20 protein-coding genes are annotated in these 21,515 nt (G+C 70.0%); 10 read left to right on the forward strand and 10 right to left on the reverse strand.

All coding sequences use genetic code 11. The features are described from left to right. Together NZH93_RS37055 and NZH93_RS37060 are read right to left on the reverse strand one after the other, a co-directional pair. On the reverse strand, positions 1-917 hold a 917-nt coding region (locus tag NZH93_RS37055), incomplete at its 3' end, for an AfsR/SARP family transcriptional regulator (protein WP_259627951.1). An 89-nt stretch (positions 918-1,006) separates the two neighbouring features. Next, the gene (locus NZH93_RS37060; protein WP_259627952.1) at positions 1,007-1,240 is read right to left on the reverse strand and encodes a helix-turn-helix domain-containing protein; all 234 of its coding nucleotides are present in this window, start codon (positions 1,238-1,240) and stop codon (positions 1,007-1,009) included. 200 nt (positions 1,241-1,440) lie between these two features. On the opposite strand from NZH93_RS37060, the gene NZH93_RS37065 reads away from it, so the two are divergent. Then, entirely contained in the window at positions 1,441-2,469 is a 1,029-nt protein-coding gene (locus NZH93_RS37065) for a methyltransferase (protein ID WP_259627953.1), read from the forward strand. Between the two features lie 19 nt (positions 2,470-2,488). Here NZH93_RS37065 and NZH93_RS50965 read toward each other — a convergent pair whose 3' ends face one another. The 3 genes from NZH93_RS50965 to NZH93_RS37080 all read right to left on the reverse strand — a co-directional run bounded on the left by NZH93_RS50965 (position 2,489) and on the right by NZH93_RS37080 (position 4,687). Then, positions 2,489-3,595 carry a Gfo/Idh/MocA family protein gene (locus NZH93_RS50965; RefSeq protein ID WP_259627954.1) on the reverse strand — a complete coding sequence of 369 codons (1,107 nt, stop codon included), beginning with the start codon at positions 3,593-3,595 and terminating at the stop codon, positions 2,489-2,491. Beyond that, positions 3,588-3,980, reverse strand: a complete 393-nt coding sequence (locus NZH93_RS37075) for an ester cyclase (RefSeq protein ID WP_259627955.1) — start codon at positions 3,978-3,980, stop codon at positions 3,588-3,590. Before NZH93_RS37075 ends, NZH93_RS50965 begins: the two co-directional genes overlap by 8 nt. A 101-nt stretch (positions 3,981-4,081) precedes the next feature. Next, positions 4,082-4,687: a TetR/AcrR family transcriptional regulator gene (locus tag NZH93_RS37080; RefSeq protein WP_259627956.1), complete on the reverse strand. Its 606-nt coding sequence runs from the start codon at positions 4,685-4,687 to the stop codon at positions 4,082-4,084. Positions 4,688-4,838: 151 nt separating this feature from the next. Here NZH93_RS37080 and NZH93_RS37085 point away from each other — a divergent pair, with 151 nt between their 5' ends. Continuing rightward, entirely contained in the window at positions 4,839-5,810 is a 972-nt protein-coding gene (locus tag NZH93_RS37085) for an aldo/keto reductase (protein WP_259627957.1), read from the forward strand. Positions 5,811-5,835: 25 nt separating this feature from the next. Here the strand turns inward: NZH93_RS37085 and NZH93_RS37090 are convergent, their stop codons facing one another. Beyond that, complete coding sequence (locus NZH93_RS37090) at positions 5,836-6,387, reverse strand: hypothetical protein (RefSeq protein WP_259627958.1); 552 nt, start codon at positions 6,385-6,387, stop codon at positions 5,836-5,838. 208 nt (positions 6,388-6,595) lie between these two features. On the opposite strand from NZH93_RS37090, the gene NZH93_RS50970 reads away from it, so the two are divergent. The 6 genes from NZH93_RS50970 to NZH93_RS37120 all read left to right on the forward strand — a co-directional run bounded on the left by NZH93_RS50970 (position 6,596) and on the right by NZH93_RS37120 (position 15,915). Beyond that, complete coding sequence (locus tag NZH93_RS50970; protein WP_259627959.1) at positions 6,596-7,843, forward strand: sensor histidine kinase; 1,248 nt, start codon at positions 6,596-6,598, stop codon at positions 7,841-7,843. Then, the gene (locus NZH93_RS37100; RefSeq protein ID WP_259627960.1) at positions 7,840-8,496 is read left to right on the forward strand and encodes a response regulator; all 657 of its coding nucleotides are present in this window, start codon (positions 7,840-7,842) and stop codon (positions 8,494-8,496) included. Before NZH93_RS50970 ends, NZH93_RS37100 begins: the two co-directional genes overlap by 4 nt. Positions 8,497-8,771: 275 nt before the next feature. After that, positions 8,772-9,716, forward strand: coding sequence for an NADP-dependent oxidoreductase (locus tag NZH93_RS37105; protein WP_259627961.1), 945 nt, complete (start codon positions 8,772-8,774; stop codon positions 9,714-9,716). A gap of 36 nt (positions 9,717-9,752) precedes the next feature. Beyond that, positions 9,753-10,703, forward strand: coding sequence for an alpha/beta hydrolase (locus NZH93_RS37110; protein ID WP_259627962.1), 951 nt, complete (start codon positions 9,753-9,755; stop codon positions 10,701-10,703). Positions 10,704-10,960: 257 nt separating this feature from the next. Continuing rightward, entirely contained in the window at positions 10,961-13,036 is a 2,076-nt protein-coding gene (locus NZH93_RS37115) for a PQQ-dependent sugar dehydrogenase (RefSeq protein ID WP_259627963.1), read from the forward strand. An 80-nt stretch (positions 13,037-13,116) separates the two neighbouring features. Then, positions 13,117-15,915 (forward strand): glycoside hydrolase family 2 TIM barrel-domain containing protein, encoded by a 2,799-nt coding sequence (locus NZH93_RS37120; RefSeq protein WP_259627964.1) that lies wholly within the window; start codon positions 13,117-13,119, stop codon positions 15,913-15,915. Positions 15,916-15,962: 47 nt separating this feature from the next. Here the strand turns inward: NZH93_RS37120 and NZH93_RS37125 are convergent, their stop codons facing one another. Beyond that, complete coding sequence (locus NZH93_RS37125) at positions 15,963-16,562, reverse strand: TetR/AcrR family transcriptional regulator (RefSeq protein WP_259627965.1); 600 nt, start codon at positions 16,560-16,562, stop codon at positions 15,963-15,965. A gap of 106 nt (positions 16,563-16,668) precedes the next feature. On the opposite strand from NZH93_RS37125, the gene NZH93_RS37130 reads away from it, so the two are divergent. Further along, on the forward strand, positions 16,669-17,487 hold the full coding sequence (locus NZH93_RS37130; protein ID WP_259627966.1) for an SDR family NAD(P)-dependent oxidoreductase: 819 nt from the start codon (positions 16,669-16,671) through the stop codon (positions 17,485-17,487). Positions 17,488-17,594: 107 nt separating this feature from the next. Continuing rightward, positions 17,595-19,226, forward strand: a complete 1,632-nt coding sequence (locus tag NZH93_RS37135; RefSeq protein WP_259627967.1) for a carboxylesterase/lipase family protein — start codon at positions 17,595-17,597, stop codon at positions 19,224-19,226. A gap of 119 nt (positions 19,227-19,345) precedes the next feature. Here NZH93_RS37135 and NZH93_RS37140 read toward each other — a convergent pair whose 3' ends face one another. The 3 genes from NZH93_RS37140 to NZH93_RS37150 form a co-directional block, all read right to left on the reverse strand. After that, positions 19,346-19,549, reverse strand: a complete 204-nt coding sequence (locus tag NZH93_RS37140) for a hypothetical protein (protein ID WP_259627968.1) — start codon at positions 19,547-19,549, stop codon at positions 19,346-19,348. Between the two features lie 109 nt (positions 19,550-19,658). Then, on the reverse strand, positions 19,659-20,402 hold the full coding sequence (locus NZH93_RS37145) for an SDR family oxidoreductase (RefSeq protein WP_259627969.1): 744 nt from the start codon (positions 20,400-20,402) through the stop codon (positions 19,659-19,661). 67 nt (positions 20,403-20,469) lie between these two features. Continuing rightward, entirely contained in the window at positions 20,470-21,513 is a 1,044-nt protein-coding gene (locus tag NZH93_RS37150; protein WP_259627970.1) for an alpha/beta fold hydrolase, read from the reverse strand. Between the last annotated feature and the right edge of the window lie 2 nt (positions 21,514-21,515).

A 21,515-nucleotide genomic window follows, 5' to 3' on the forward strand; every position in this document is an offset into this window, starting at 1 on the left:
GCCAGCGACGTCTTGCCGAGCCCGCCCGTTCCGCTGACCAGGGCGATCGGCGTGCCCTCCGCCTCGTCCGGCAGGAGCGCGGCCGACAGCGCGCGCAACTCGTCGGCCCGCCCGACGAAGTGGCGCGGCGCGGGAGGGAGCTGGCGCGGCACCACGACCCGCGCCGCCGGGACGGGGTGGGCCGTCAGCTCCGGGTCCTCGGTCAGGACGCGGTGGTGCAGCGAACGCAGCGCCTCACCGGGATCGACGCCGAGCTCGTCGCGCAGGCGGTCGCTGATCTCCCGGTAGCGCCGCAGCGCGTCGGCCCGCTGCCCGCCGCGGTGCAGGGCCAGCACCGCCTGCGCCGCCAGCCGCTCGTCCAACGGGTGCTCCGCGCCAGCGTCGGACAGTTCGGCCACCACCTCGGCGTGCCGCCCGAGCCGGATCCGGACGTCCACCGAGTCGAGGAACGCGGCGTGCCGCTCCTGTTCGAGCGCGGCGCGCTGCTCGGCCAGCCACGACGACTCCAGCCCGGCGAAGGGATCGCCCTGCCACAGCGCCGACGCCTCCTCGTAGAACTTCGCCGCCCGCGCGTCGTCCTCGTCACGGGCCTGGCGGACCAGGTCCCGGAACCGGTGCAGGTCGATCGACATCTCATCGGCGGCGAGCAGGTAACCGTTGCCGCGCCTCACGATGTCCGCGCCGGAGCCCGCCAGCGTCGCGCGCAGCCGCGTCACGTAGCTGTACAGCGAACTGTGCGCCCGCGGCGGCGCGCCCGTCCCCCACACCCGGTCGATCAGCACGTCGACGGGGACGACCTGGTCCACCTTGACCGCCAGCACGGCGAAGACCGTTCGGCGCAGGGAAGGGCCCAGTGCCAGCGAAGTCCCGTCCACCTGCGCGTCCACGTCACCGAGCAGTCGGAACAGAACGGCCACTCGTAGTCCTCCCGCACACCGACCCCACCGAGCGGCGACGGATCAGGCGTCCCACCCGCGAGGAGGCATGTTATCGGGAGCCGGGACGGTCAGATGGCACCGGTCCTGATGGCGTGGGCGACGGCCTGCGTGCGGTTGCGCACCCCCAGCCGCGACGTGATCTCGTGCAGGACGTTCTTCAGCGTGCTGTCGGAGTAGCCCATCCGCGCGGCGATCTCGTCGATGGCGAGACCGTCGGCGAGGCCGCGCAGCAGGTCCAGTTCACGCTCGCTCCAGCCCGCTCCGAGCAGCTCGCCGCCCGCCGTGGACTCCCCACAGGTCACGGATGTCCCCTCCCCGAACTCCGGAGCCACCGGTCACGGCTCGCGGGTGCCAAGGCTCGCGCACCGACCTTGTCGCGGGCTTGTCGAGCAGGCGATCCCGCGCCCGAATCGGCCACCACGGGGAGCAACATCACCACCTGTCGTCGTCGTACTAAGGTAGCCGGCGCATCTTGACGTCGACGCGGAACGGAAGTGGCGGAATGGCAGAGCAGAAGGACACACCGACTCCGCCGCCGTTCGCGGTGATGGCCCGATTGCTGGACGGTTTCCAGGTGTCCCAAGCGCTGTTCGCCATCGCGGATCTGGGGGTGCCCACGATCCTGGACCAGGAAGGCCCCACGCCCCTGGCCGTTCTGGCCGAACGGACGGCCGCGAACCCCGACGCCTTGCGCAGGCTCGTCCGCTCCCTCGCGCCGCTCGGGGTTTTCACCACCGACGGCGACCAGGTGAGCATCACCCCGCTCGGGGCCACGCTGTCGGAGAACCACCCGCACTCCCTGCTCGGCGTCGCCAGGGCGGGGATGCAGTTCCACTACCTGCCCTTCACCGAACTGCGGCACACGCTGCGCACCGGCCAACCCGCCGCCGACAAGTACTACGGCATGCCCTACTTCGACTGGCTCGCCGCCGATCCCGCCCGATCCCGCCTGTTCAGCCAAGCGATGGCCACCTTCGCCACCACTCTGCGCGCGGGCATCTTCGACGGCTACCGGCTGCCGCGGGGGAAGACCATCGCCGACATCGGCGGATCCGACGGCACCATGCTGGCCCGACTGCTCGACCACGACGACGATCCGGCCCGCCGCGGCATCGTCCTCGACCTGCCCGCGACCATTCAGGCCGCGCGCACCTCACCGACCGCCACCGAACTCGCCGACCGCCTGGAGTTCGTGGCGGGCGACTTCTTCACGGCCGTCCCCACGGCGGACATCTACCTGCTCGGCTGGATCCTGCACGACTGGAGCGACCAGGACGCCCTGCGCGTTCTCGGCTCCATCTCCGCTGCCGCGAACCCCGGTGCGAGAGTGATCATCCTGGAGGGGATCGTTCCGCCCGGCGACCAGCCCCACCCCACCAAGGCACTCGACTTGGCCATGCTCGGGATCCTCGGCGGGAAGGAACGCACCGAACAGGAATACCGGGATCTGCTGGAGAGCGCCGGTTTCACCCTCGACCGGGTTCTGGACACCCCCAGTCCCTACGCGATCCTCGAAGCCACCCTGCGCTGACACCCCCGCGCACCATCAGCTACTCCGCACGAGGGTCGACGGCTTGTCGTCGGCCTGTGGCGGCGGACCGGACGATCGCGTCGAGGAGCCGGTGGCGCTCGACGGCGTCGGTGAAGTCCGGGGCGACGGCCGTTCCGCGGACGAGGTCGTCCCGGATCGCGGCGTAGGCGTGCGCCAGGGTGTGGACCACCGTTCCGGTCAGGGCGGGGTAGTCGTCGTAGCCGCTGGGCAGCGTGAGTTCCGCGGGCCGACCGCCGCCGCGCGTGCCGCGCACCGTGACCGGACCGATGTGCGGGAACTCGGCGCCGCTGATCTCGAGCCTTCCCCCCGTGCCGTCGATGATCAGGGAGAACCCCGCGCCCGATGCCGCGCCTCCGCGGTGGTGGACGGACAGGACCGCACCGCCCGCAAGGGTGCCCGAGATCGCGATCTGGTCCTCGGCGGTCATCGGAACGACCTGCCCGGTACGCCCGAGGGGGACCTGGCTGCGCCGGGTCGCGGTCGTGGCGACCACGTCCCGCAGCTCGCCGACGACCATCGACACCAGGTCGATCGTGTGTCCGAACGGGATGGTCAGCATCGTGGCCCCGAGTTCGCGGTCCAGCGTGTAGACCATGTTCGGGGACACCGGAGTGCCCCACTCGGTCGAGGACGCCACGACGGTGGCGGAGAGCACCTCCCCCACGAAGCCGTCGGACACGAGGTCGGCCAGCCAGCGGAAGGTGGGCGAGGAGCGTCCCTGAAGACCGACGAAGGTGCGCGTCGTCCCGGCGGCACGCGCCATCTCCTCGGCCTCGCGCAGGTCGACGGCGAGCGGCCACTCGGAGAGCACCGGCACGCCGGCCTTCAGCACGGGCAGCACGAGTTCGCGATGCCGGGGCACTTTGACGGCGACGACGACGAGGTCGACGTCCTCGTCGACGGCGAGTTGCTCGACCGACGTGTACGCGGGTACGCCGTACGCCGCTCCCGCGGCCTGGGCCGAGGCCTCGGAACTCGCCGCCAGCGCGCGGAGTTCGATCCCGTCCACGGCGCTCAACGCGGGCAGGTGGGCCCCGGCCGCCCAGCCTCCCGTGGCGCTCAGGCCGACGATGCCGACGCCGATCGGCTTGCGTGAATCAGGCACCGAGCTGCCGCTTCAGGGTCTCGGCGTCGTGCAGGGCCGTCATGTGCACGAACCGCCCGTCGCGAACCTGGTAGACGGCGTACTCGACGATCTCGAACGAGGCGCCGGTGGGAGCCGCGCCGAGCCACTCCTTGGCTGGTGTGCCGGTGTTGGTCAGACGGGCGGCCAGGCGATCACCGTCGACGGCGATCTCCGTGGGCTCCCAGTGGAAGTCCGGGACCGCGTCGACGAGGCCGTTCAGCACGGCGACGACCTGGTCCCTGGTGGCCGGCTCGCCGTTCAGGGTGGTCTCGTCGTTGATGAACTCGGCCATGCGGTGGATCTCGTGGGCGTTGAGCGCCTCGATGTAGCGCAGGTAGAACTCGCGCAGGTCGGTGTCGGACATGATCCCCTTCTCGGCTGGGTGAGGTGTCACCGCTCCCACTTCTGTTCCGAGCGGTACCGAAGTTTTACCACACCTTCGCCGTGCCACGGCACGAACAGCCGCTACGCGGGCCAGCCGAGCATCGCCGTGTCGACGATCTCCTCGAGCTCGGCGGGACCGAGGCCGTTGGCGGCCTGCACCGCGATGCCGAAAGCCGTCGTCATGATGAATCGGGCAAGACGACGCGGGTCGGCGCCGCTCGGAAGATCACCCTCGTCGACGGCACGCCGGAAGCGCTCTTCGAGGTGAACCCCCGCGGCGTTGCGCCAGTCGACGAGCAAGTCGCGGACGGCCCGACCCTCGTCGCTCGACGCGAGCGCACCCTGCACGGTCAGACACCCGGAGGGACCGCCGGGAGGGGTCGTGGCGCAGACCGCCCCGCAGAGGAACGCCAAGGCCACAGCCCGCGCGTCGGACTCCTCCAGTGCGCGCGTGACGTAGGCGGCGGGCCCCGCGCCGTAGCGCTCGAGGGCCTTGCGGAACAACTGCTCCTTGTTGCCGAAGGCCGCGTACATGCTCGTCTTGGTGATCCCCATGACGCCGGTCAACTCGGCGAGGCTCGCACCTTCGTAACCCCGCGCCCAGAACACCCGCATCGCGCGTTCCAGCGCCTGGTCGATGTCGAACTCCCGCGGCCGACCCATGACGGCCTTGCCAGCGTCACCCATACCACAAGTGTACCCCTCGGTACAGATATGCGCCGACCAGCCATTTTCGCCCCACCCAGACGTTCGAACCGCATATAAGTACCGACCGGTCCCGATGTGTTAGAGTTCAGTACCGAACGGTACTTATCTAACGGGATGGGAAGTCCTCACCATGAAGACCACTTCGCTCGGCAGCCTCGAGGTCTCGCGCATCGGCCTGGGAGCAATGGGGATGTCGGCGTTCTACGGCGGCGCGGGCCGGTTCGACGACGAGTCGATCCACACGATCCACCGCGCACTGGACCTCGGAGTAACCCACATCGACACCGCCGAGGGGTACGGCCCCTTCATCAACGAGGAACTGGTCGGCCGGGCCGTGCGGGGGCGCCGGGACGAGGTCGTGCTGGCGACCAAGTTCGGCCTGATCTCCCACACCGGCGGCTCGACCCCGGACAGCACCCCGGCCAACACCCGCCTGGCCGTCGAGGGTTCCTTGAAGCGCCTGGGCACCGACCACATCGACCTCTACTACCAGCACCGGGTGGACCCCGGCACGCCCATCGAGGAAACCGTTGGCGCACTGGCCGAACTGGTGGCCGAAGGCAAGATCCGCCACATCGGCCTGTCGGAGGCGGGACCCGACACGATCCGCCGCGCTCACGCCGTGCACCCGATCACCGCGGTCCAGTCCGAGTACTCGCTGTGGACCCGCGACCCGGAGGCCGAGATCCTGCCCGCCCTGCGCGAACTGGGAATCGGCTTCGTGCCGTACTCCCCGCTCGGCCGCGGCTTCCTGACCGGGAACATCCGCTCCCTCGACGACCTCGACGCCGACGACTGGCGCCGCACCAACCACCGCTTCGCCGACGGCAACCTCGAACGCAACCTGCGCATCGTCGACGAGGTGCGCGCCGTGGCCGCCGAGACCGGCACCACGCCCGCCCAGGTCGCCCTGGCCTGGCTGCTCGCCCAGGGGAACGACATCGCGCCCATCCCCGGCACCAAGCGGGTCGCCCGGCTGGAGGAGAACGCCGCCGCGGGCCACATCGACCTCACCGCGGGCCACGTCGCCCGCCTCGACGCCCTGCCCCCGGCCTCCGGCGAGCGCTACGACGCGGACAACATGGCCGCCATCGACCGCTGACCGTAGGCGCACCACCACGCGTCCACTACCGGTCCGTTGTGGACGGTCGGCGGAGGAAGCCGGTCTTCGGCTTCTTCGGCGCGGCGAACCGGGCGCGCATGGCGGGCCGGGTGACGAACCACAGCAGCGCGGCCAGAACCGCTCCCTGGACGACCTGCTCGACGCGCATCCACCACGGATAGCTGTCGGACAGCAGCAACGACAGCAGGCCGAGCAGTCCGCCGATCGAGATCCAGACGACCCTGCGGTAGGCGGCGCGGTGCCCGCGGCGCAGCCGGTAGCCGACGCGCAGGTACATGGCGGACACCAGGAGCACCCCGGCGACACGGAACCACACCTGCTGGTGCAGCACCGCGCGGAACCGCTCGACGTCGGTGCCGGGCTGGAGGACCGTGTGCGCCAACTGGTAGTCGACCAGGCTGTCGCGGAAGACGAACACCAGGACGGTCAGCACCACGCTCAGGCCGAGGTTCGTGAACAGCAGGACGAAGACCGTCCGCAACTCGGGTGGCACGGGCCCGTCGGCGGGGTCCGCGGCAGCGGTGACGCGAGGGGCCTTCGGCAGGCCGGTGTCCATGGTTTCCTTCTTCCGCCGGGTCCGAGCGCCGTTCGCCGGACTGCGGCCAATCGTGTCGTCGACCCGCTGCCCGGCGCATCGGCCCGCGAGCGGTCGCCACCCCCTCCCGAAGTCGGTGATCCGGGCAGCGCGACCTACGACTTCCGGACCGCGCGAGTAGCCAGTTGGCCAACTGCGGCCCCGACCCGACCGGCTTAGGCTGATCGCCGTGGACAGCGCACAGGAAGGACCTGGTTTCGGCTGGTGGAGGACGCGGCGCGGTGCGGCGTTCGACATCGCGCTGGCGCTCGTCGTCACGGCGGTGCCGGTGCTGGCGTGGCTGCTGGCCGCGTGGACGGCGCCGTTCCTGCCGACCATCGCCGCCACCGGTCAACCGGCCACCACACCGCAGGTCGTCTCGGTCGCCGGGCTGTTCAGCCACCTCGCGGGGTCGGCGTTCACCCTCGCACTGGTGGCACGCCGCCGTTTCCCCGTGGTCGTCCTGCTGGTGGTCGTCGTCGCGGAGGCGTTCGGCCACGCGACGTTGCTCGGCCTGTCGATCGCCCTGTACACCCTCGCCGCGAGTGGGACGTCCCGCGTCGTGCTCGCCGGAGGGGGCCTGCTGGCCGTCGTCGCGGGTCTCAAGCCGTGGTCCTGGACCGACATACCCGGCACCGCCGCGCTGTACCTGGTCCTGGGCTTCACCGGGGTTCTGGTGCTGGTGGCCGTGGTGCTGCCGATCGTGCTGGGCCTGTACATGAACGCCCGGCGCGGGCTCATGGCGTCCCTGCGGGAACGGGCACAGCGGTTGGAACGGGAGCGACGGCTGCTGGCTCAGCAGGTCCGCACCGAGGAGCGCACCCGGATCGCCAGGGAGATGCACGACGTCGTGGCGCACCGGGTGAGCCTGATGGTCGTGCACGCGGGGGCGTTGGAGATGAAACCCGACCGGGAACCCGTCGCGGTCGCGGAGGCGGCGACCCGGATCGCCGACATCGGCAGGCAGGCCCTGGGCGAGTTGCGGCAGGCCGTCGGCGTGCTCAAGGTCGACGACGTCGGGGACACCGCGCCGCTGGCCCCGCAGCCGACCCTGGACGACCTGGCGGAGTTGGTCGAGCAGTCGCGCAGCGCCGGGGTGCCGGTCGACTACCGCGTCGAGGGCAGGCGGCGGTTGGCGAACGTGGCGGAGCGGACCGCCTACCGCATCGTCCAGGAGGGTCTGACCAACGTGCACAAACACGCGTTCGGGGCGCGCACCGAGATCTCGTTGCGCTTCCTGCCCGACCGGCTCGAGGTGAGCGTGCGCAACGACGCGCCGCGCCGGTCGACCGGCATCGACCTGCCCAGCGGCGGACACGGGCTGGCCGGTCTGAAGGAGCGCTTGACGCTGGTCGGCGGCGAGTTCGAGTCCGGCCCGTTGGACACCGGTGGCTTCCGGATCGCGGCCAGGATCCCGATCGCGGTGCCCGCCGGATGATCCGGGTCCTGATCGCCGACGACGAGGAGCTGATGCGCGTCGGCCTGCGCACGATGCTGGAGGCCGACGACGACATCACCGTGGTCGCGGAGGCGCGCAACGGCGACGAGGCCGTCACCGAGTCGCGGGCGCACCGGCCGACCGTGGTGCTGATGGACATCCGGATGCCGCAGTCGGACGGGCTCACCGCGACGAAGGCGTTGGCCCTGCTGCCGGAGCCGCCGAAGGTCATCGTGCTCACGACGTTCGACCTCGACGAGTACGTGCACGCGGCGCTGCGGGCGGGCGCGGTGGGTTTCCTGCTCAAGGACACCCCGCCCCGTGACCTGATCAAGGCCGTGCACGTGGTGGCCGACGGCCAGGCGATGCTGTCGCCGTCGGTGACCCGGAACCTGATCTCGGCGTTCGTCGAACGCGACTCCCCCGTCGGCGACGACGCCCGCAACCGGCTCAAGGTGCTGACCGACCGGGAACGCGAGGTGCTCGCGCTCGTGGGCCGCGGCTTGTCCAACACGGAGATCGGCGAGCGACTGCACAACAGCCAGGCCACCGTGAAGGCGCACATGAGCCGCCTGCTGACCAAGCTCGACCTGTCGAACCGGGTCCAGGCGGCGATCCTGGCCCACGACGCGAACCTCGTCGAAGGCGGCTGACCGGGCCGACATCCCGTCGGTGGGCAGCGCTGGACACCGGCGAGCACTCCAGGACGTGGAGACCGGACACCGGTGTGGCGCACGGTGGCAGTCATGAGCCGTCGAAGACCAGCGGAAATCGGCTGACGACGGCGTGGGGCACCCGCGTGAGCGCATCGACCAGGCCGCCGCCGGTGACGGACACCACTTACTTCGAATTCTAAGCAAGTGGTAGCTTAACCCTCAGATGCTTCGAACTCGAAGCAAGCCCCACTCGAACGAAGGCAGGCCCTCCCATGAAGGCAGTGCGATTCCACGGTTTCGGTGACCCCGACGTCCTCCACTACGAAGACGTCGACATCCCCACGCCAGGCACCGGACAGGTCCGCCTCCGCGTCGCCGCGACCTCGTTCAACCCCATCGACGCCGGCGTCCGCGCAGGCAACATGCAAGGCCCCATGCCCGTCGCACTGCCCCACACCCCCGGCCGCGACGTCGCCGGCACGGTCGACGCACTGGGCTCGGACGTGGACGGCCTGGCGGTCGGCGACCAGGTCGTCGGCTTCCTGCCGATGACCGACGACGGCGCGTCCGCCGAGTACATCCTGATCCCGGCCGAACTCCTGACGCCCGCGCCCCGGAGCATCCCTCTCCCGGACGCCGCCGCGCTGCCGCTGGTGGGCCTGACCGCGTGGCAGGCGCTCTTCGACCACGGCGGCCTGACGACCGGCCAGCGCGTGCTGATCAACGGCGCGGGCGGAGCGGTCGGCGGCTACGCCATCCAACTGGCCAGGTGGGCCGGGGCGCACGTGATCGCCACCGCCAGCCCGCGCACCGGCGAGCGCGCCAAGACCTACGGCGCCGACGAGATCGTCGACCACACCACCACCGCGCTGACCACCGCCGTGACCGAACCGGTCGACGTCGTGCTCAACCTCGCACCAGTCGCCCCCGAGCAACTGGCCGAACTGACCACCCTCGTCCGGTCCGGCGGTGTCGTCGTCAACACGACGGTGTGGATGCCCGCACCCACCGACGAAAACCGCGGCGTGCGCGGCATCAACCTCTTCGTCCGCAGCGACGCCAACCAACTGGCCAAGCTCGTGGAACTGGTCGACAGCGGCGACCTGCACGTCGACATCGCCCAGCGGGTGCCCCTGGCCGACCTGCCCGCACTCCACGCACAAGCCGCCACGGGCGCGTTGCCGGGCAAGGTCGTCGTCCTCGTGCCCGGCGCCTGACACCCCAACCTCACAGCTCCGAGAAGGAATCCGGTCATGTCGTTGAACCTCGACCCCGAGATCGCCGAAGCACTGGCCCCGATGGCGGGCGCGATGGCGGAGGCCACCCCGCCCGCGGTGGGTGACGTCGCGGCGCGGCGCGCACTGTGGGAACCGATCATCGGCGCCGCGGGAACAGCCCAACCGATCCCCGCCGACGTCACCACGACCGACCACCAGGTGACGACAGCCGACGGCACGCAGATCACGGTCCGCTGGTACACCAAGAACGACGCCGCACCCGGCCCGGCCTCGCTGTTCTTCCACGGCGGCGGGTACATCTTCGGCCACATCGACCTGTTCGACGGACCGGTCTCCCGCTACGTCTCCGCCAGCGGTGTGCCGATGCTGTCAGTGGAGTACCGCCGTGCCCCCGAACACCCGTTCCCGACGCCGCTGGAAGACGCCTACGCCGCACTGCGCTGGCTGCACGAACACGCCACCGAACTCGGCGTGGACCCCGACCGGATCGGCGTGATGGGCGACAGCGCCGGAGGCGGTCTGGCCGCGGCGCTGTCGATCCTCGCCCGCGACCGCGGCGGCCCGAACATCGCCCAGCAGATCCTGATCATGCCGATGCTCGACGACCGCACCACCACACCCGACCCCCACATCGAGCCTTACCTGCTGTGGTCCTACGACGACAGCCGCACCGCGTGGCCCGCGCTTCTCGGCGAAGCCGCGGGCGGCCCCGACGTCCCACCGACCGCAGCTCCGGCCCGACTCGAGGACGCCACCGGCCTGCCGCCCGCCTACATCGAGGTCGGCCAACTCGACGCCTTCCGCGACGAGGACACCGCCTACGCGACCAAGCTCAGCCAAGCGGGCGTGACCGTGGAGTTCCACCTGCACCCCGGAGCCCCGCACGAGTTCGACTCCATCGCCTTCACCTCCGACGTCGCCAAGCGCGCCATCGCCGACCGCGTCCGGGTGCTCAAGTCGATCTGAGCGGCTTGGCCGTTCCACACGCCTGCGCGGCGTAGCGACAACATCCTCGGTTGACGAAGGAGCACACCGTTGGGACAGTGATCACGGGACACGTGAGAGCGCTTTCACGGGCTCTCACCGCCCCGGCCCCGCAGCCATCCGCCCTGGCCGCGGTGCCGTGCCACACCCTGGCGTGACTCTTCGACGACCGCGCTTTCGCCGGCTGCCCAGCATCGTCCGCTCTGACCTACGGCAGTTCCCAGTCCTAGGAGTTGTGAATGCTCGCACGGGTCCACCGCAAGCGATCACGGTTGCCGGCCGCCGTCCTGGCCGTCCTGGCAGTGCTGTCCGTGGCGGGCGCGGTGCCTGCGTCGGCCGCGGCGGCCACGACCGTGGTCGGCGTGGCCTCTGGCCGCTGCCTCGACGTGGTCGGCAACGTCCGGGAGCCGAAGACCGCCGTCAACATCTACGACTGCAACGGGCAGGCCAACCAGGCGTGGACCCTCACCTCGACCGGGGAACTCAGGGTGTACGACGACACCCTGTGCCTGGACGTGGTCGGTCAGAGCACGACCGCCCCGGCCGCGGCGCAGGTCTACACCTGCACCGGCGGGGCCAACCAGCGCTGGACCCTCAGGTCCGACGGCTCCATCGTCGGCGTGCAGTCAGGTCTGTGCCTGGACGTGACGGGGCAGAACACCGCCAACAGCTCCCCGGTGGCGATGTGGACCTGCAACGGCCAGGACAACCAGAAGTGGCGGACGTCCGGCGGCAGCGCCGACACCCAACCCCCGACGGTGCCGGGCAACCCCAGGGTGAGCGACCTGGTGTGCGACTCGGTGACGTTCGCGTGGAACGCCTCCACGGACGACGTCGGAGTCGTGTTCTACGACGTCTACCACGACGGCCAACTGATGAAGTCGGTCAACGGCGCCACCCTGTCCACCAGCCTCCCCGTGGTCGCGGGCGTGACCTGGGGCCTGTTCGTCAACGCGCGTGACGCGGCGGGCAACGTCTCCCAGGCCAGTACCACCGTGCCGATCACGCCCCCGCAGTGCCAGGCCGACACCCAGCCGCCGACCGCGCCGACGCGACTCGTGGGCACCGCTTCCGGCACCACGGTGACGTTGTCGTGGACCGCGTCCACCGACAACATCGGCGTCCGCGCCTACGACGTCTACCGCGACGACGCCAAGGTCGGCACGGTGACCGGCACCGCCACCGTGCCGCCCGCCACGTCGTTCATCGACAGCGGGCTGGCCCCGAACACCGGGTACCGGTACTCCGTGACGGCGCGCGACGGGCAGGCCAACGTGTCCGCGCGCAGCGGCACCGCGGCCGTGACGACCGGCGCGGGATGCGCCAACCCGGTGTGCGCCGTGACGCAGGTCGGGACCGACACCGACATCCCGTGGGGGCTGGTCGCGCTGTCCGACGGCACCGTCCTCTACAGCCGCCGCGACGCGCACGACATCGTCCGCCTCAACCCCACCACCGGGGCGAAGACAACCGTGGGCACCGTGCCCGGCGTGTCCGGCACCGACGGTGAGGGCGGGCTGATGGGCTTGGCCGTCTCCTCCACGTTCGCCAGTGACCACTGGCTCTACATCATGCACACGTCGGCCAACGACAACCGGATCGTGCGGATCAAGCTGGAGAACGACCGGCTGGACACCGCCACCGAGCAGGTCCTGCTCAGCGGCATCCTGCGCAACAAGTTCCACGACGGCGGCCGGTTGCGCTTCGGACCCGACGGCAAGCTCTACGCGAGCACCGGTGACGCCCAGAACGGCGACAACGCGCAGAACAAGACCAGCCTCAACGGCAAGGTCCTGCGGCTCAACCCGGACGGCAGCGTGCCTTCGGACAACCCGTTCGGCAACTACGTCTGGAGCTACGGCCACCGCAACCCGCAGGGGTTGGCGTTCGACTCGCAGGGACGGCTGTGGGAGCAGGAGTTCGGCAACTCGCTGATGGACGAGACGAACCTCATCACGAAGGGCGGCAACTACGGCTGGCCCGCGTGCGAGGGCACGTCGGGCTCCTGCGGCACCACCGGTTTCATCGCGCCGAAGCGCACCTACCCCACGGCGGACGGCTCCTGCTCCGGCATCACCGTCGTCCGCGACGTGCTGTACGTGGCCTGCGAACGCGGCACCCGGCTGTACCGCGAAGTGATCAGCGGCGACGGCCTGCCCACCGCGGACGTGTACTTCAATGGCACCTACGGACGGCTGCGCACGGTGGAACCCGCGCTGGACGGCGGGCTGTGGCTGACGACCTCGAACCTCGGGGACAAGGACAGCACCCCCAACAACAGCAACGAGAAGATCCTGCACGTCGCTCTCGGCTGACGATCCCGCGAGCCCGCGCGAAGTCCGGCACCGTGACCTGTTTCAGCACAACCGGGACAACAACTACGGAAGGTCTCGACGTGGAGATCAAACGGCGCAGTCTGCTGGCCGCGGGTGTGAGCACGGCAGGGCTGTCCGCGATCGGCATCCCCCTCGCGGGACCCGCCGCCGCGGCCCCCGGCGCGCCCGTGACGGAGACGATGTTCCTCACCGGCACCGACGCGGACCACACGGTCGACTGGGACTTCCGGGTCACCGCGGGTCGCCGGAGCGGGGTCTGGAGCACCATCCCGACCCCGTCGAACTGGGAGTTCCACGGCTTCGGCAGCTACAACTACGGATCATCGCTGGTGCCCGACGAGAAGGGCGACTACCGGCTCACCTTCACCCCACCGGCATCGTGGACGGGAAGGCCGATCTTCCTGGTCTTCGAAGCGGCCATGACGGACACCGACGTGCGCGTCAACGGGGCATCCGCGGGACCGACGCACCAGGGCGGCTTCTACCGCTTCCGCTACGACGTCACGTCCCTGGTGAAGCCGGGCCAACCCAACCTGCTCGAGGTCACGGTCGGCAAGGAGTCCGCGGACAACTCCGTCAACAACGCCGAACGTCGAGGTGACTACTGGAACTTCGGCGGGATCTTCCGCCCCGTGACGCTGGAAGCCCATCCGGTCACGCGAATCGACCACGTCGCCGTCAACGCGCGGGCCGACGGGACGTTCACCGCCGAGGTGGCCCTCGCGGGCGTCGGCTCGGCAGGCCGGATCGTCGGCCAGATCAGGCGGTTGGACGGTTCCGCCGTGGGCAGTCCTTTCTCGACGGTGGTCCCGGCGAACGCGACCAGGGCGACCATCACCACCACCGCCGATCAACCCCTGCTGTGGACGGCCGAAACGCCGAACCTGTACCAGGTGGACCTGACGCTCACCGATGGCGGCGGTTCGCCGCTGCACACCGGCACCGTGCGGTTCGGGTTCCGCACGGTCGAGGTCCGCGCGGGTGACGGCATCTACGTCAACGGCAAGCGGATCGTGCTCAAGGGCTCCAACCGGCACACGTTCTGGCCCACGCTGGGGCGCGCGTCCAGCCCCCGGCTCGCCCGGCAGGACATCGGGCTGATGAAGGACATGAACATGAACGCCGTCCGGATGTCGCACTACCCGCCGGACAGCTACTTCCTCGACCTCTGCGACGAACTGGGCCTCTACGTCCTGGACGAACTCGCGGGGTGGCAGAAGCGCTACGACGAGGGCGTCGGCGCGCCGCTGGTGGCCGCGACGGTGAAGCGCGACGTGAACCACCCGTCCATCCTGTTCTGGGACAACGGGAACGAGGGCGGCTGGAACACCGCCCTGGACGACGACTTCGCCCTGTACGACCCGCAGAAGCGCGCGGTGCTGCACCCGTGGACGACCTTCGGCGGCGTCGACACGAGCCACTACCAGACCTACTCCAGCACCGTCGCGAAAGCGGCAGGTAGCACGGTCTTCATGCCCACCGAGTTCCTGCACGGTCTCTACGACGGTGGCTCGGGTGCGGGCTTGAACGACTACTGGAAGGTCATGGGCGGCGCGCAGCGGTCCGCGGGCGGGTTCATCTGGTCGTTCGTCGACGAGGGCGTCGTGCGCGACGACCGCGGCGGTGCGATCGACACGGCGGGGAACCTCGCACCGGACGGCATCCTCGGCCCGTTCCGCGAGAAGGAGGCGAGCTTCCACACGATCAAGGACATCTGGGCGCCGGTCCAGTTGACCAATCCCGGCTACTACGCGTCGGCCTTCCCCGCGGGGTTCGACCAGACCGTCAAGATCGTCAACAGGTACGACTTCACCAACGTCAACCGGTGCCGCTTCACCTGGCGGCTGCTGAGGTTCGTCTCCCCCGGCTCCGGCAACGGCCACACCGTCGTGGCCGAGGGCTCCTTCGCCGGACCCGACATCGCCCCCGGCGCGAACGGGGTCCTGTCGTTGGACCTGCCCGCCACCTGGGCAGAAGCTGACGCGCTGAGCTTGACCACGACGGACGCGGTCGGCCGTGAGGTGAGCACGTGGACGTGGCGCATCAAGAAGGCCGCGGACCACGCCGCCAGGCTGGTGCTCCCCCAGCCGGGGAGCGTCACCGGGACCGAGGACTCCACCACGGTGACGATGACCGCCGGGACCACCCGGATCACCATCGGCAAGGCGACCGGACGTTTGGTGGGCGTGACCCGCGACGGGACCGCGGTGTCACTGGCCAACGGCCCCGCACTGGCCGTCGGCACAGCCGAGCTGTCCGGCTTCCGCCACTTCCGCGACGGCACCGGGTGGGTCGTGCAGGCCGACTACACCGGTGACCTCACCTCGGTGCGGTGGCGCCTGGACGCCAACGGCTGGCTGCGGTTGGAGTACGACTACCACCGCACCGGCAACCACGACTTCCTCGGCGTGAGCTTCGACTACCCCGAGGCGAACGTGCGCGGTCTGACCTGGCTCGGCGACGGCCCGCACGGCGTTTACAAGAACCGGATGAGGGGTGCGACGCCCGACGTCTGGACCAAGGCGTACAACAACACGACCGTCGGCGCGAACGGCTGGGAGTACCCCCAGTTCAAGGGCTACCACGCCAACGTCTGCTGGGCCGTGCTGACCACCTCCGAGGGCGCCATCACCGTCGTGTCAGCCGAAGAGGGCCTGTTCCTCCGGCTGTTCACCCCCACCGTCGGCGCCAACCCGCAACAGGCCTTCGCCCCGTATCCGCCCGGTGCCCTGTCGTTCCTGGACGGCGTCCCCCCTATCGGGAACAAGTTCCACGCCGTCGGCCAATTGGGGCCGGAGAGCGCACCGAACGTCGCCAAGGGGAACTACCACCGCTCCCTCTACTTCCACTTCCGTTGACGTAGGCAGCGCACACGGGTGTGCTCCGGCCTATTCCACCGAAGCGATCAAATGTGCCCGCCCGAGCGGACCGAGGCGATGCACCGGTCGTAGACGTCGGCTCCGTCGATCGCTTCGCCGCCGTCGAGGCGCATCTGCGTCGCGACGTCGAGACAGGCGAAGGTGGTCGCGATCAGCGCACGAGCGCGTACGTGCCCGTCCTGGCCGGCGTCTCCGGTGCGGGCCACGACGATCGGTAGCAGATCAGCCTGCCAGAGCAGGCGCTTTTCCAGGTAGCGGGCATGCAGGGAGGGGGTGCCGAAGATCAGCCGAGTGAGTTCCAGCGCTCTTTCCGGAGTGTGGTTGGCCGTGGCCACCACCGCGAACCCCATGCGCACGGCATCCCAGGCCGACATGTCCGCGGGCGCTTCCTCCACCGTCCGGCACAGCAGCGCGCCCAATTGCTCCTGGTCGCCGCACACCAGGTCTTCCTTCGAACCGAAGTAGCGGAACAACGATCGCTGGGAGATCCCCACCTCTTTGGCGATCTGGGCAATCGTCGTCTCTTCATAACCTTGTGCGATGAAAAGGCGCACCGCGGTGTCCAAAATCGTTTCCACGGCCAACTGCCTTGACCGGTCCCACAAGGTCGACGGCTTGTGCACCATGCGGTCACTATAGCTGACCGGTGACAAGCTGGCAGTTTATGCAAACTTGACAGTCACTGCCTGATCGACATAGCGTGCCATCACAGCACGTCGAGAGGGAGTCGAGATGGCCGCAGTGGACTACCGCGCGCAGACCACGTTGATCACGGGCGCCAGCGCCGGTATCGGGGAGCAGTTCAGTCGTCGACTGGCCGCGCTCGGGTCCGACCTCGTGCTCGTCGCTCGACGAGAGGACCGCCTGGAGCGCCTCGCCGAGGAACTCCGCGCCGCGCACGGCGTGCGGGTGCACGTGGTGGCGATCGACCTCGCACAGGCCAATGCCGGAGCGGCTCTGGCCGAGAACCTGGCGCGGGCGGGAGTCCGGGTCACCAGCGTGATCAACAACGCCGGGTTCGGCACCTACGGCCTGTTCCACGAGGAGGATCCCCAGCGGCTGCGCCAGGAAATCGCTCTGGACGTGATGGCGGTGGTGGACATCAGCAGGGCGTTCATCACGCAGCTTCGCGCGGCGGGCCACGGATTTCTCCTCAACGTGGCGAGCATGGCCGCCTACCAGCCCAACCCCCGCATGGCCGTCTACGGTGCCGCGAAGGCCTTCGTGCTCAACTTCACCGAAGCCCTGTGGGAGGAGTCCCGAGGCAGCGGCCTCCGGGTCATGGCCTTCTCCCCTGGCGCCACCCGGACGGAGTTCTTCGACGTCGTCGGCACCGAGGACGCCGCGGGTGGCACCACCCTGCGGTCCCCCGTCGAGGTGGTCGAGAACGCGCTCGCGGCGCTGGGTCGCAAGCGGACGCCGCCGAGCATGGCTTCCGGCCGCATGAACCGCGTCGTCGCCGCCGTCATGCACCGTGTGCTGCCCCGGCGGCGAATCGTCCAGATCATGGGGCGGATGACCACTCCGAAGACCAAGCCGATCTCCGCTTGAACTCTTGCCGCTGAACAGCGCCGCAAACGCCCGGAGGACTGCTCGCCGGATGCCGGCGTCCACACCCGGCAGAACTCCCTGCTTCCAACCACCACATCGGAGTGACGATGAACGATTCGGGATCCTCCCAGGTCAGTCGACGAACCGTGCTCGGGGCGCTCACCATGATCGGGACCACGACGTCGCTGGGACTCGGCTCTGCTTCGGCCACCGGCGCCGGGTCGACCGCAGACGCCCGGACGGAGTCGTCCGCACCGGAGGCGACCACCAGGCACGGCAAGGTCCGGGGAAAGCGGACCAGTGGCGGCGGCAGCGCTTTCCTGGGCATCCCCTACGCCCAGCCCCCTGTGGGCGACCTGCGCTTGGCACGACCCGCTCCCCCGATCCCCTGGACCGGCGTTCGCGACGCGGTTGCCTTCGGTCCCGCGGTTCCCCAGGTCCCGCCCAACACCGCCGTACCCGCGGGCGACGACTGGCTCACCCTCAACATCTGGTTGCCGCCGGGTGCGGACAAACCGGTTCCCGTCATGGTGTGGATCTATGGTGGCGGCTACGCGAGCGGCAGCGCGGACGAGCCGACCTTCGACGGCTCGGTGCTGGCCCGCGAGGGCCGGGTCGCCGTCGTGACGTTCAACTACCGCACCGGCGTGGACGGGTTCAGCCACATTCCCGGCGCTCCGGCCAACCGCGGTCTCCTCGATCAGGTAGCACTCCTGCGTTGGCTGCGCGAGAACGTCGGCGCGTTCGGCGGCGACGCCCGCAACGTCACCGTGTTCGGCGAGTCCTCCGGAGCGGGTTGCGTTGCCGCGCTGCTCGCGATGCCCTCGGCCCGAGGACTTCTCCGACGGGCGATCGTGCAGAGCATGCCCCGTCCTTACGTCACAGCCCGACTGGCGTACGAGATCGGCGGGGAGATCGCCGCCTCGGCCGGGGTGGGGTTCTCCCGAGAAGAGATGGCACGGGTGCCCGCGCAGACCCTGGCGGAGCACGGCGCCGGGCTACAGGCTCGAACGCCCGACTTCATCGACCGCTGGGGACAGGTCGCGGCGGTGGGGGGCGTGTACGGCCCGGTCGTCGACGGCGTGGTGCTACCCGTCGACCCGTACCGGGCACTGGCCGACGGCGCGGCGTGCGATATCGAGTTGATCGTCGGACACACCAGGGATGAGAACCGCCTGTTCACGGCTCTGACCGGACAGGTCGGCAAGATCGGTCCCACTCAACTCGAACAAGCGCTGAACATCTTCGCACCGCACGGCGATCCGGTCGCGTACCAGAACGCCTTCCCCGGAGCCACGGACGAGGAACTGTACGAGATCGTCCGGTCGGACTGGCTGTTCCGCATGCCCAACATGGCTCTCGCGACCGCGCACGCGAGAGCCGGTGGACGCACCTACTTCTACGAGTTCGTCCACGAGGCCGTCGGCGTTGGTGGCATCCGCGCCTCGTTGCACGGCATCGACGTCCCACTCGTCTTCGGGAACTGGGTTCCGGGAACCTACAGCCTCGTCTTCGCCAACCCACCCACGGACGAGGACCACAGGCTGGGCACCGAGGTGCGGAGAGCGTGGACTCGATTCGCCCACACCGGCAGCCCCGGCTGGCCGCGGTTCACCGGCGAGAGGAACGCTCCCACGAAGATCTGGGGCCGCGGCGACCATGTCGGCCTCTACCCCGAACTCACGTCCTGGAGCCTCGCGCACGGAGAGCGGTACAGCCCCTACGACGTCGTGGAGTAGCAACAGCGGCGACGCGTGGTCGAACAAGCACTGGACCGCTCCCTCTACTTGCACTTCCGTTGACGTCGCCGCGAGCTGACCTGCGACACCCTGACGCGCGGGTCAGCTCGTCGGGCGACTCACCCACGCCCGTCGGCACGCCTCTTGCGGTAGCTCGAGTACAGCGCGACGCCTGCGACCACGGCGACCACCCCGAAGGCGGCGCTGACGTAGACGCCGAGGCCGATGGCCTGGGCCGCGACGTTGGCCGCGAGGCTGACCACGACGACCGCCCAGAGGGTCACCAGCTTGCCGGACGGGGACGACTTCGACTCGTTGTTCATGTCGACAAACCTAGGCACCGCCCTGGCCCCAGCCGATACAGCGAGCGCCCGAAAACATGGTGTAGCAGGCTCTACCACGCAGGCCTCGCGGGAAGCGGTGCGACCGCCGTCAGAAGATCGACCGGCTGAGTCCCCCGTCCACCGCGATGGTCGTGCCGGTGACGTACGAAGCCGCGGGCGAGACCAGGAACCCGATCACGGCGGCGAACTCCTCCGGCGTGCCGAGCCGCCCCATCGGGATGTCCGCGATGGCCGACGCGGGGACACCGTCCGGGTACAGCAGGGACGCGCGCGAGGTGTGGATCCGGCCAGGGGCGACGCAGTTGACCGTCACCCCGTCCGGGGCGAGTTCGCCCGCCAAGGTCTTGAGGTAGCCCGCGATTCCGGGCCGGACCAGGCTGGACACCGCGACCTGGGAGGTCGGTTCCTTCACCGTGGACGCGGTGATCGCGACGATGCGCCCGGCCGGGCTACGCCTCAGGTGCGGAACGGCCGCACCGACCAACCGGAGCAGCGGCAGCACCATCGCGCGGAACGCGGCGTCGGCGGCGTGTTCGTCGACCTTCAGGGCAGGGCCCGGCGCAGGGCCGCCCGTGTTCCACACCAGGACGTCGAGGCCGCCGAACAGGCGGACCGCGTGCTCCACGACCCGGTCCGCGGCACCGTCCTCCGCGAGGTCGGCGACCAGGGGTGACGCGCCGATGCGTTCGGCCGCGGGTTCCAGCGTCTCCGCTCTGCGGGCGACGGCGACCACGTCCGCACCCGCACGGCGCAGGTGTTCGGCCGTGGCGAGGCCGAGCCCCGACGACGCGCCGCACACGATCGCGGTCCGGCCTTCGAGTCCGCTGGTCATCACTTCTCCTCGTTCGAGATGGCGGGCAGTGCGGGCGCGTCGTTTCGGAACCGGATGGCGCCGCGTTCTAGGCGTTTCGACCGGCGGCGCTGTCGAGGACCTCGCGCAGTGCCGCGCTCACCTCCGCGGGGCTTTCCAACGGCCAGAAGTGACCACCGGGCACCAGGCGGAGGTCGACGCTCGGGACCTGCGGCAGGTGTTCGGCGGCGTCCTCGTAGAACTCCCGTGGCTGGCTGCGGGAATCGTGTCCCTGCACCACCGTGATCGGGCACCGCCACCGCGGCATCAGGTCGGCCCGGCGTTCGATCCACTCCTTGCGGAACGTCGAGTTCATGCTGTAGCGCGGCACCGCGCGGACGACTCCGGGGTAGGAGAACTCCTGGACCGTCCGACGCAGGTCCGCCTCGGAGACCTGCCGGACGCCCATGACGGCGTAGGCCCACACCACGAACCGCCGGGGGTCCTCCATCAGCCCGGTCCACGGTGCCTCGGCGAGCAGGTCGTCCTGCGGGGCCAGGTCCGGGTGGAAGTGGGCCAGGTGCTGCTCGCCGCGCACGTAGTGCCGGATCCGCTCGGGGTGCCCGGCGACGACGTGGTCGCCCAGCACCGTGCCGCGGTCGTGGGTGACGAGCGTGACCGCGTCGAGCCCCAACTCGTCGAGCAACGCCACGACCTGGCCCGCGACACCGCGCTGCGTGTAGTCGCCGCGTCCCTTCTCCGACTGGCCGTACCCCTTGAGGTCGATGGCGATGCTCCGGTACCCGTCGGCGATGGCCGCCATCTGGTGGTGCCACAGGAACCACGAGTCCGGCATGCCGTGCAGGAACACCACCGGTTCGCCCTCGCCCGCCTCGACGTGGTGCCAGCGAACGGTTTCGTGGTCACCGGGCGCGTCGGTGAAGTGGTGGGTGAAGGCGACGCCGTCGAGGACTTCGACGTCGCCTTCCCGATCAGCGGCGCGCGGCGGCACCTCGCCGAGCTGGGCGAGGCGGTCGGCGACGAGTTCCGGCGCGGGGGCGAACGCGGTGATGGCCTCCCGTGCTCGAAGCGGCAGATCGGTGTACGACCAGGAAGTCCGGTGCTCGACGAGTCCGGTCTGGTGCTGGTTCACGC

It is taken from the genome of Umezawaea endophytica, from assembly GCF_025061645.1.
Classification (GTDB): domain Bacteria; phylum Actinomycetota; class Actinomycetes; order Mycobacteriales; family Pseudonocardiaceae; genus Umezawaea; species Umezawaea endophytica.

Bases quoted from the DNA above. Each gene is read 5' to 3' on its own strand.
- NZH93_RS37065 (WP_259627953.1), top strand. From the start codon at position 1,441: ATGGCAGAGCAGAAGGACACACCGACTCCGCCGCCGTTCGCGGTGATG.
- NZH93_RS37075 (WP_259627955.1), bottom strand. From the start codon at position 3,980: ATGTCCGACACCGACCTGCGCGAGTTCTACCTGCGCTACATCGAGGCG.
- NZH93_RS37080 (WP_259627956.1), bottom strand. From the start codon at position 4,687: ATGGGTGACGCTGGCAAGGCCGTCATGGGTCGGCCGCGGGAGTTCGAC.
- NZH93_RS37085 (WP_259627957.1), top strand. From the start codon at position 4,839: ATGAAGACCACTTCGCTCGGCAGCCTCGAGGTCTCGCGCATCGGCCTG.
- NZH93_RS37090 (WP_259627958.1), bottom strand. From the start codon at position 6,387: ATGGACACCGGCCTGCCGAAGGCCCCTCGCGTCACCGCTGCCGCGGAC.
- NZH93_RS37100 (WP_259627960.1), top strand. From the start codon at position 7,840: ATGATCCGGGTCCTGATCGCCGACGACGAGGAGCTGATGCGCGTCGGC.
- NZH93_RS37105 (WP_259627961.1), top strand. From the start codon at position 8,772: ATGAAGGCAGTGCGATTCCACGGTTTCGGTGACCCCGACGTCCTCCAC.
- NZH93_RS37110 (WP_259627962.1), top strand. From the start codon at position 9,753: ATGTCGTTGAACCTCGACCCCGAGATCGCCGAAGCACTGGCCCCGATG.
- NZH93_RS37115 (WP_259627963.1), top strand. From the start codon at position 10,961: ATGCTCGCACGGGTCCACCGCAAGCGATCACGGTTGCCGGCCGCCGTC.
- NZH93_RS37125 (WP_259627965.1), bottom strand. From the start codon at position 16,562: ATGGTGCACAAGCCGTCGACCTTGTGGGACCGGTCAAGGCAGTTGGCC.
- NZH93_RS37130 (WP_259627966.1), top strand. From the start codon at position 16,669: ATGGCCGCAGTGGACTACCGCGCGCAGACCACGTTGATCACGGGCGCC.
- NZH93_RS37135 (WP_259627967.1), top strand. From the start codon at position 17,595: ATGAACGATTCGGGATCCTCCCAGGTCAGTCGACGAACCGTGCTCGGG.
- NZH93_RS37140 (WP_259627968.1), bottom strand. From the start codon at position 19,549: ATGAACAACGAGTCGAAGTCGTCCCCGTCCGGCAAGCTGGTGACCCTC.
- NZH93_RS37145 (WP_259627969.1), bottom strand. From the start codon at position 20,402: ATGACCAGCGGACTCGAAGGCCGGACCGCGATCGTGTGCGGCGCGTCG.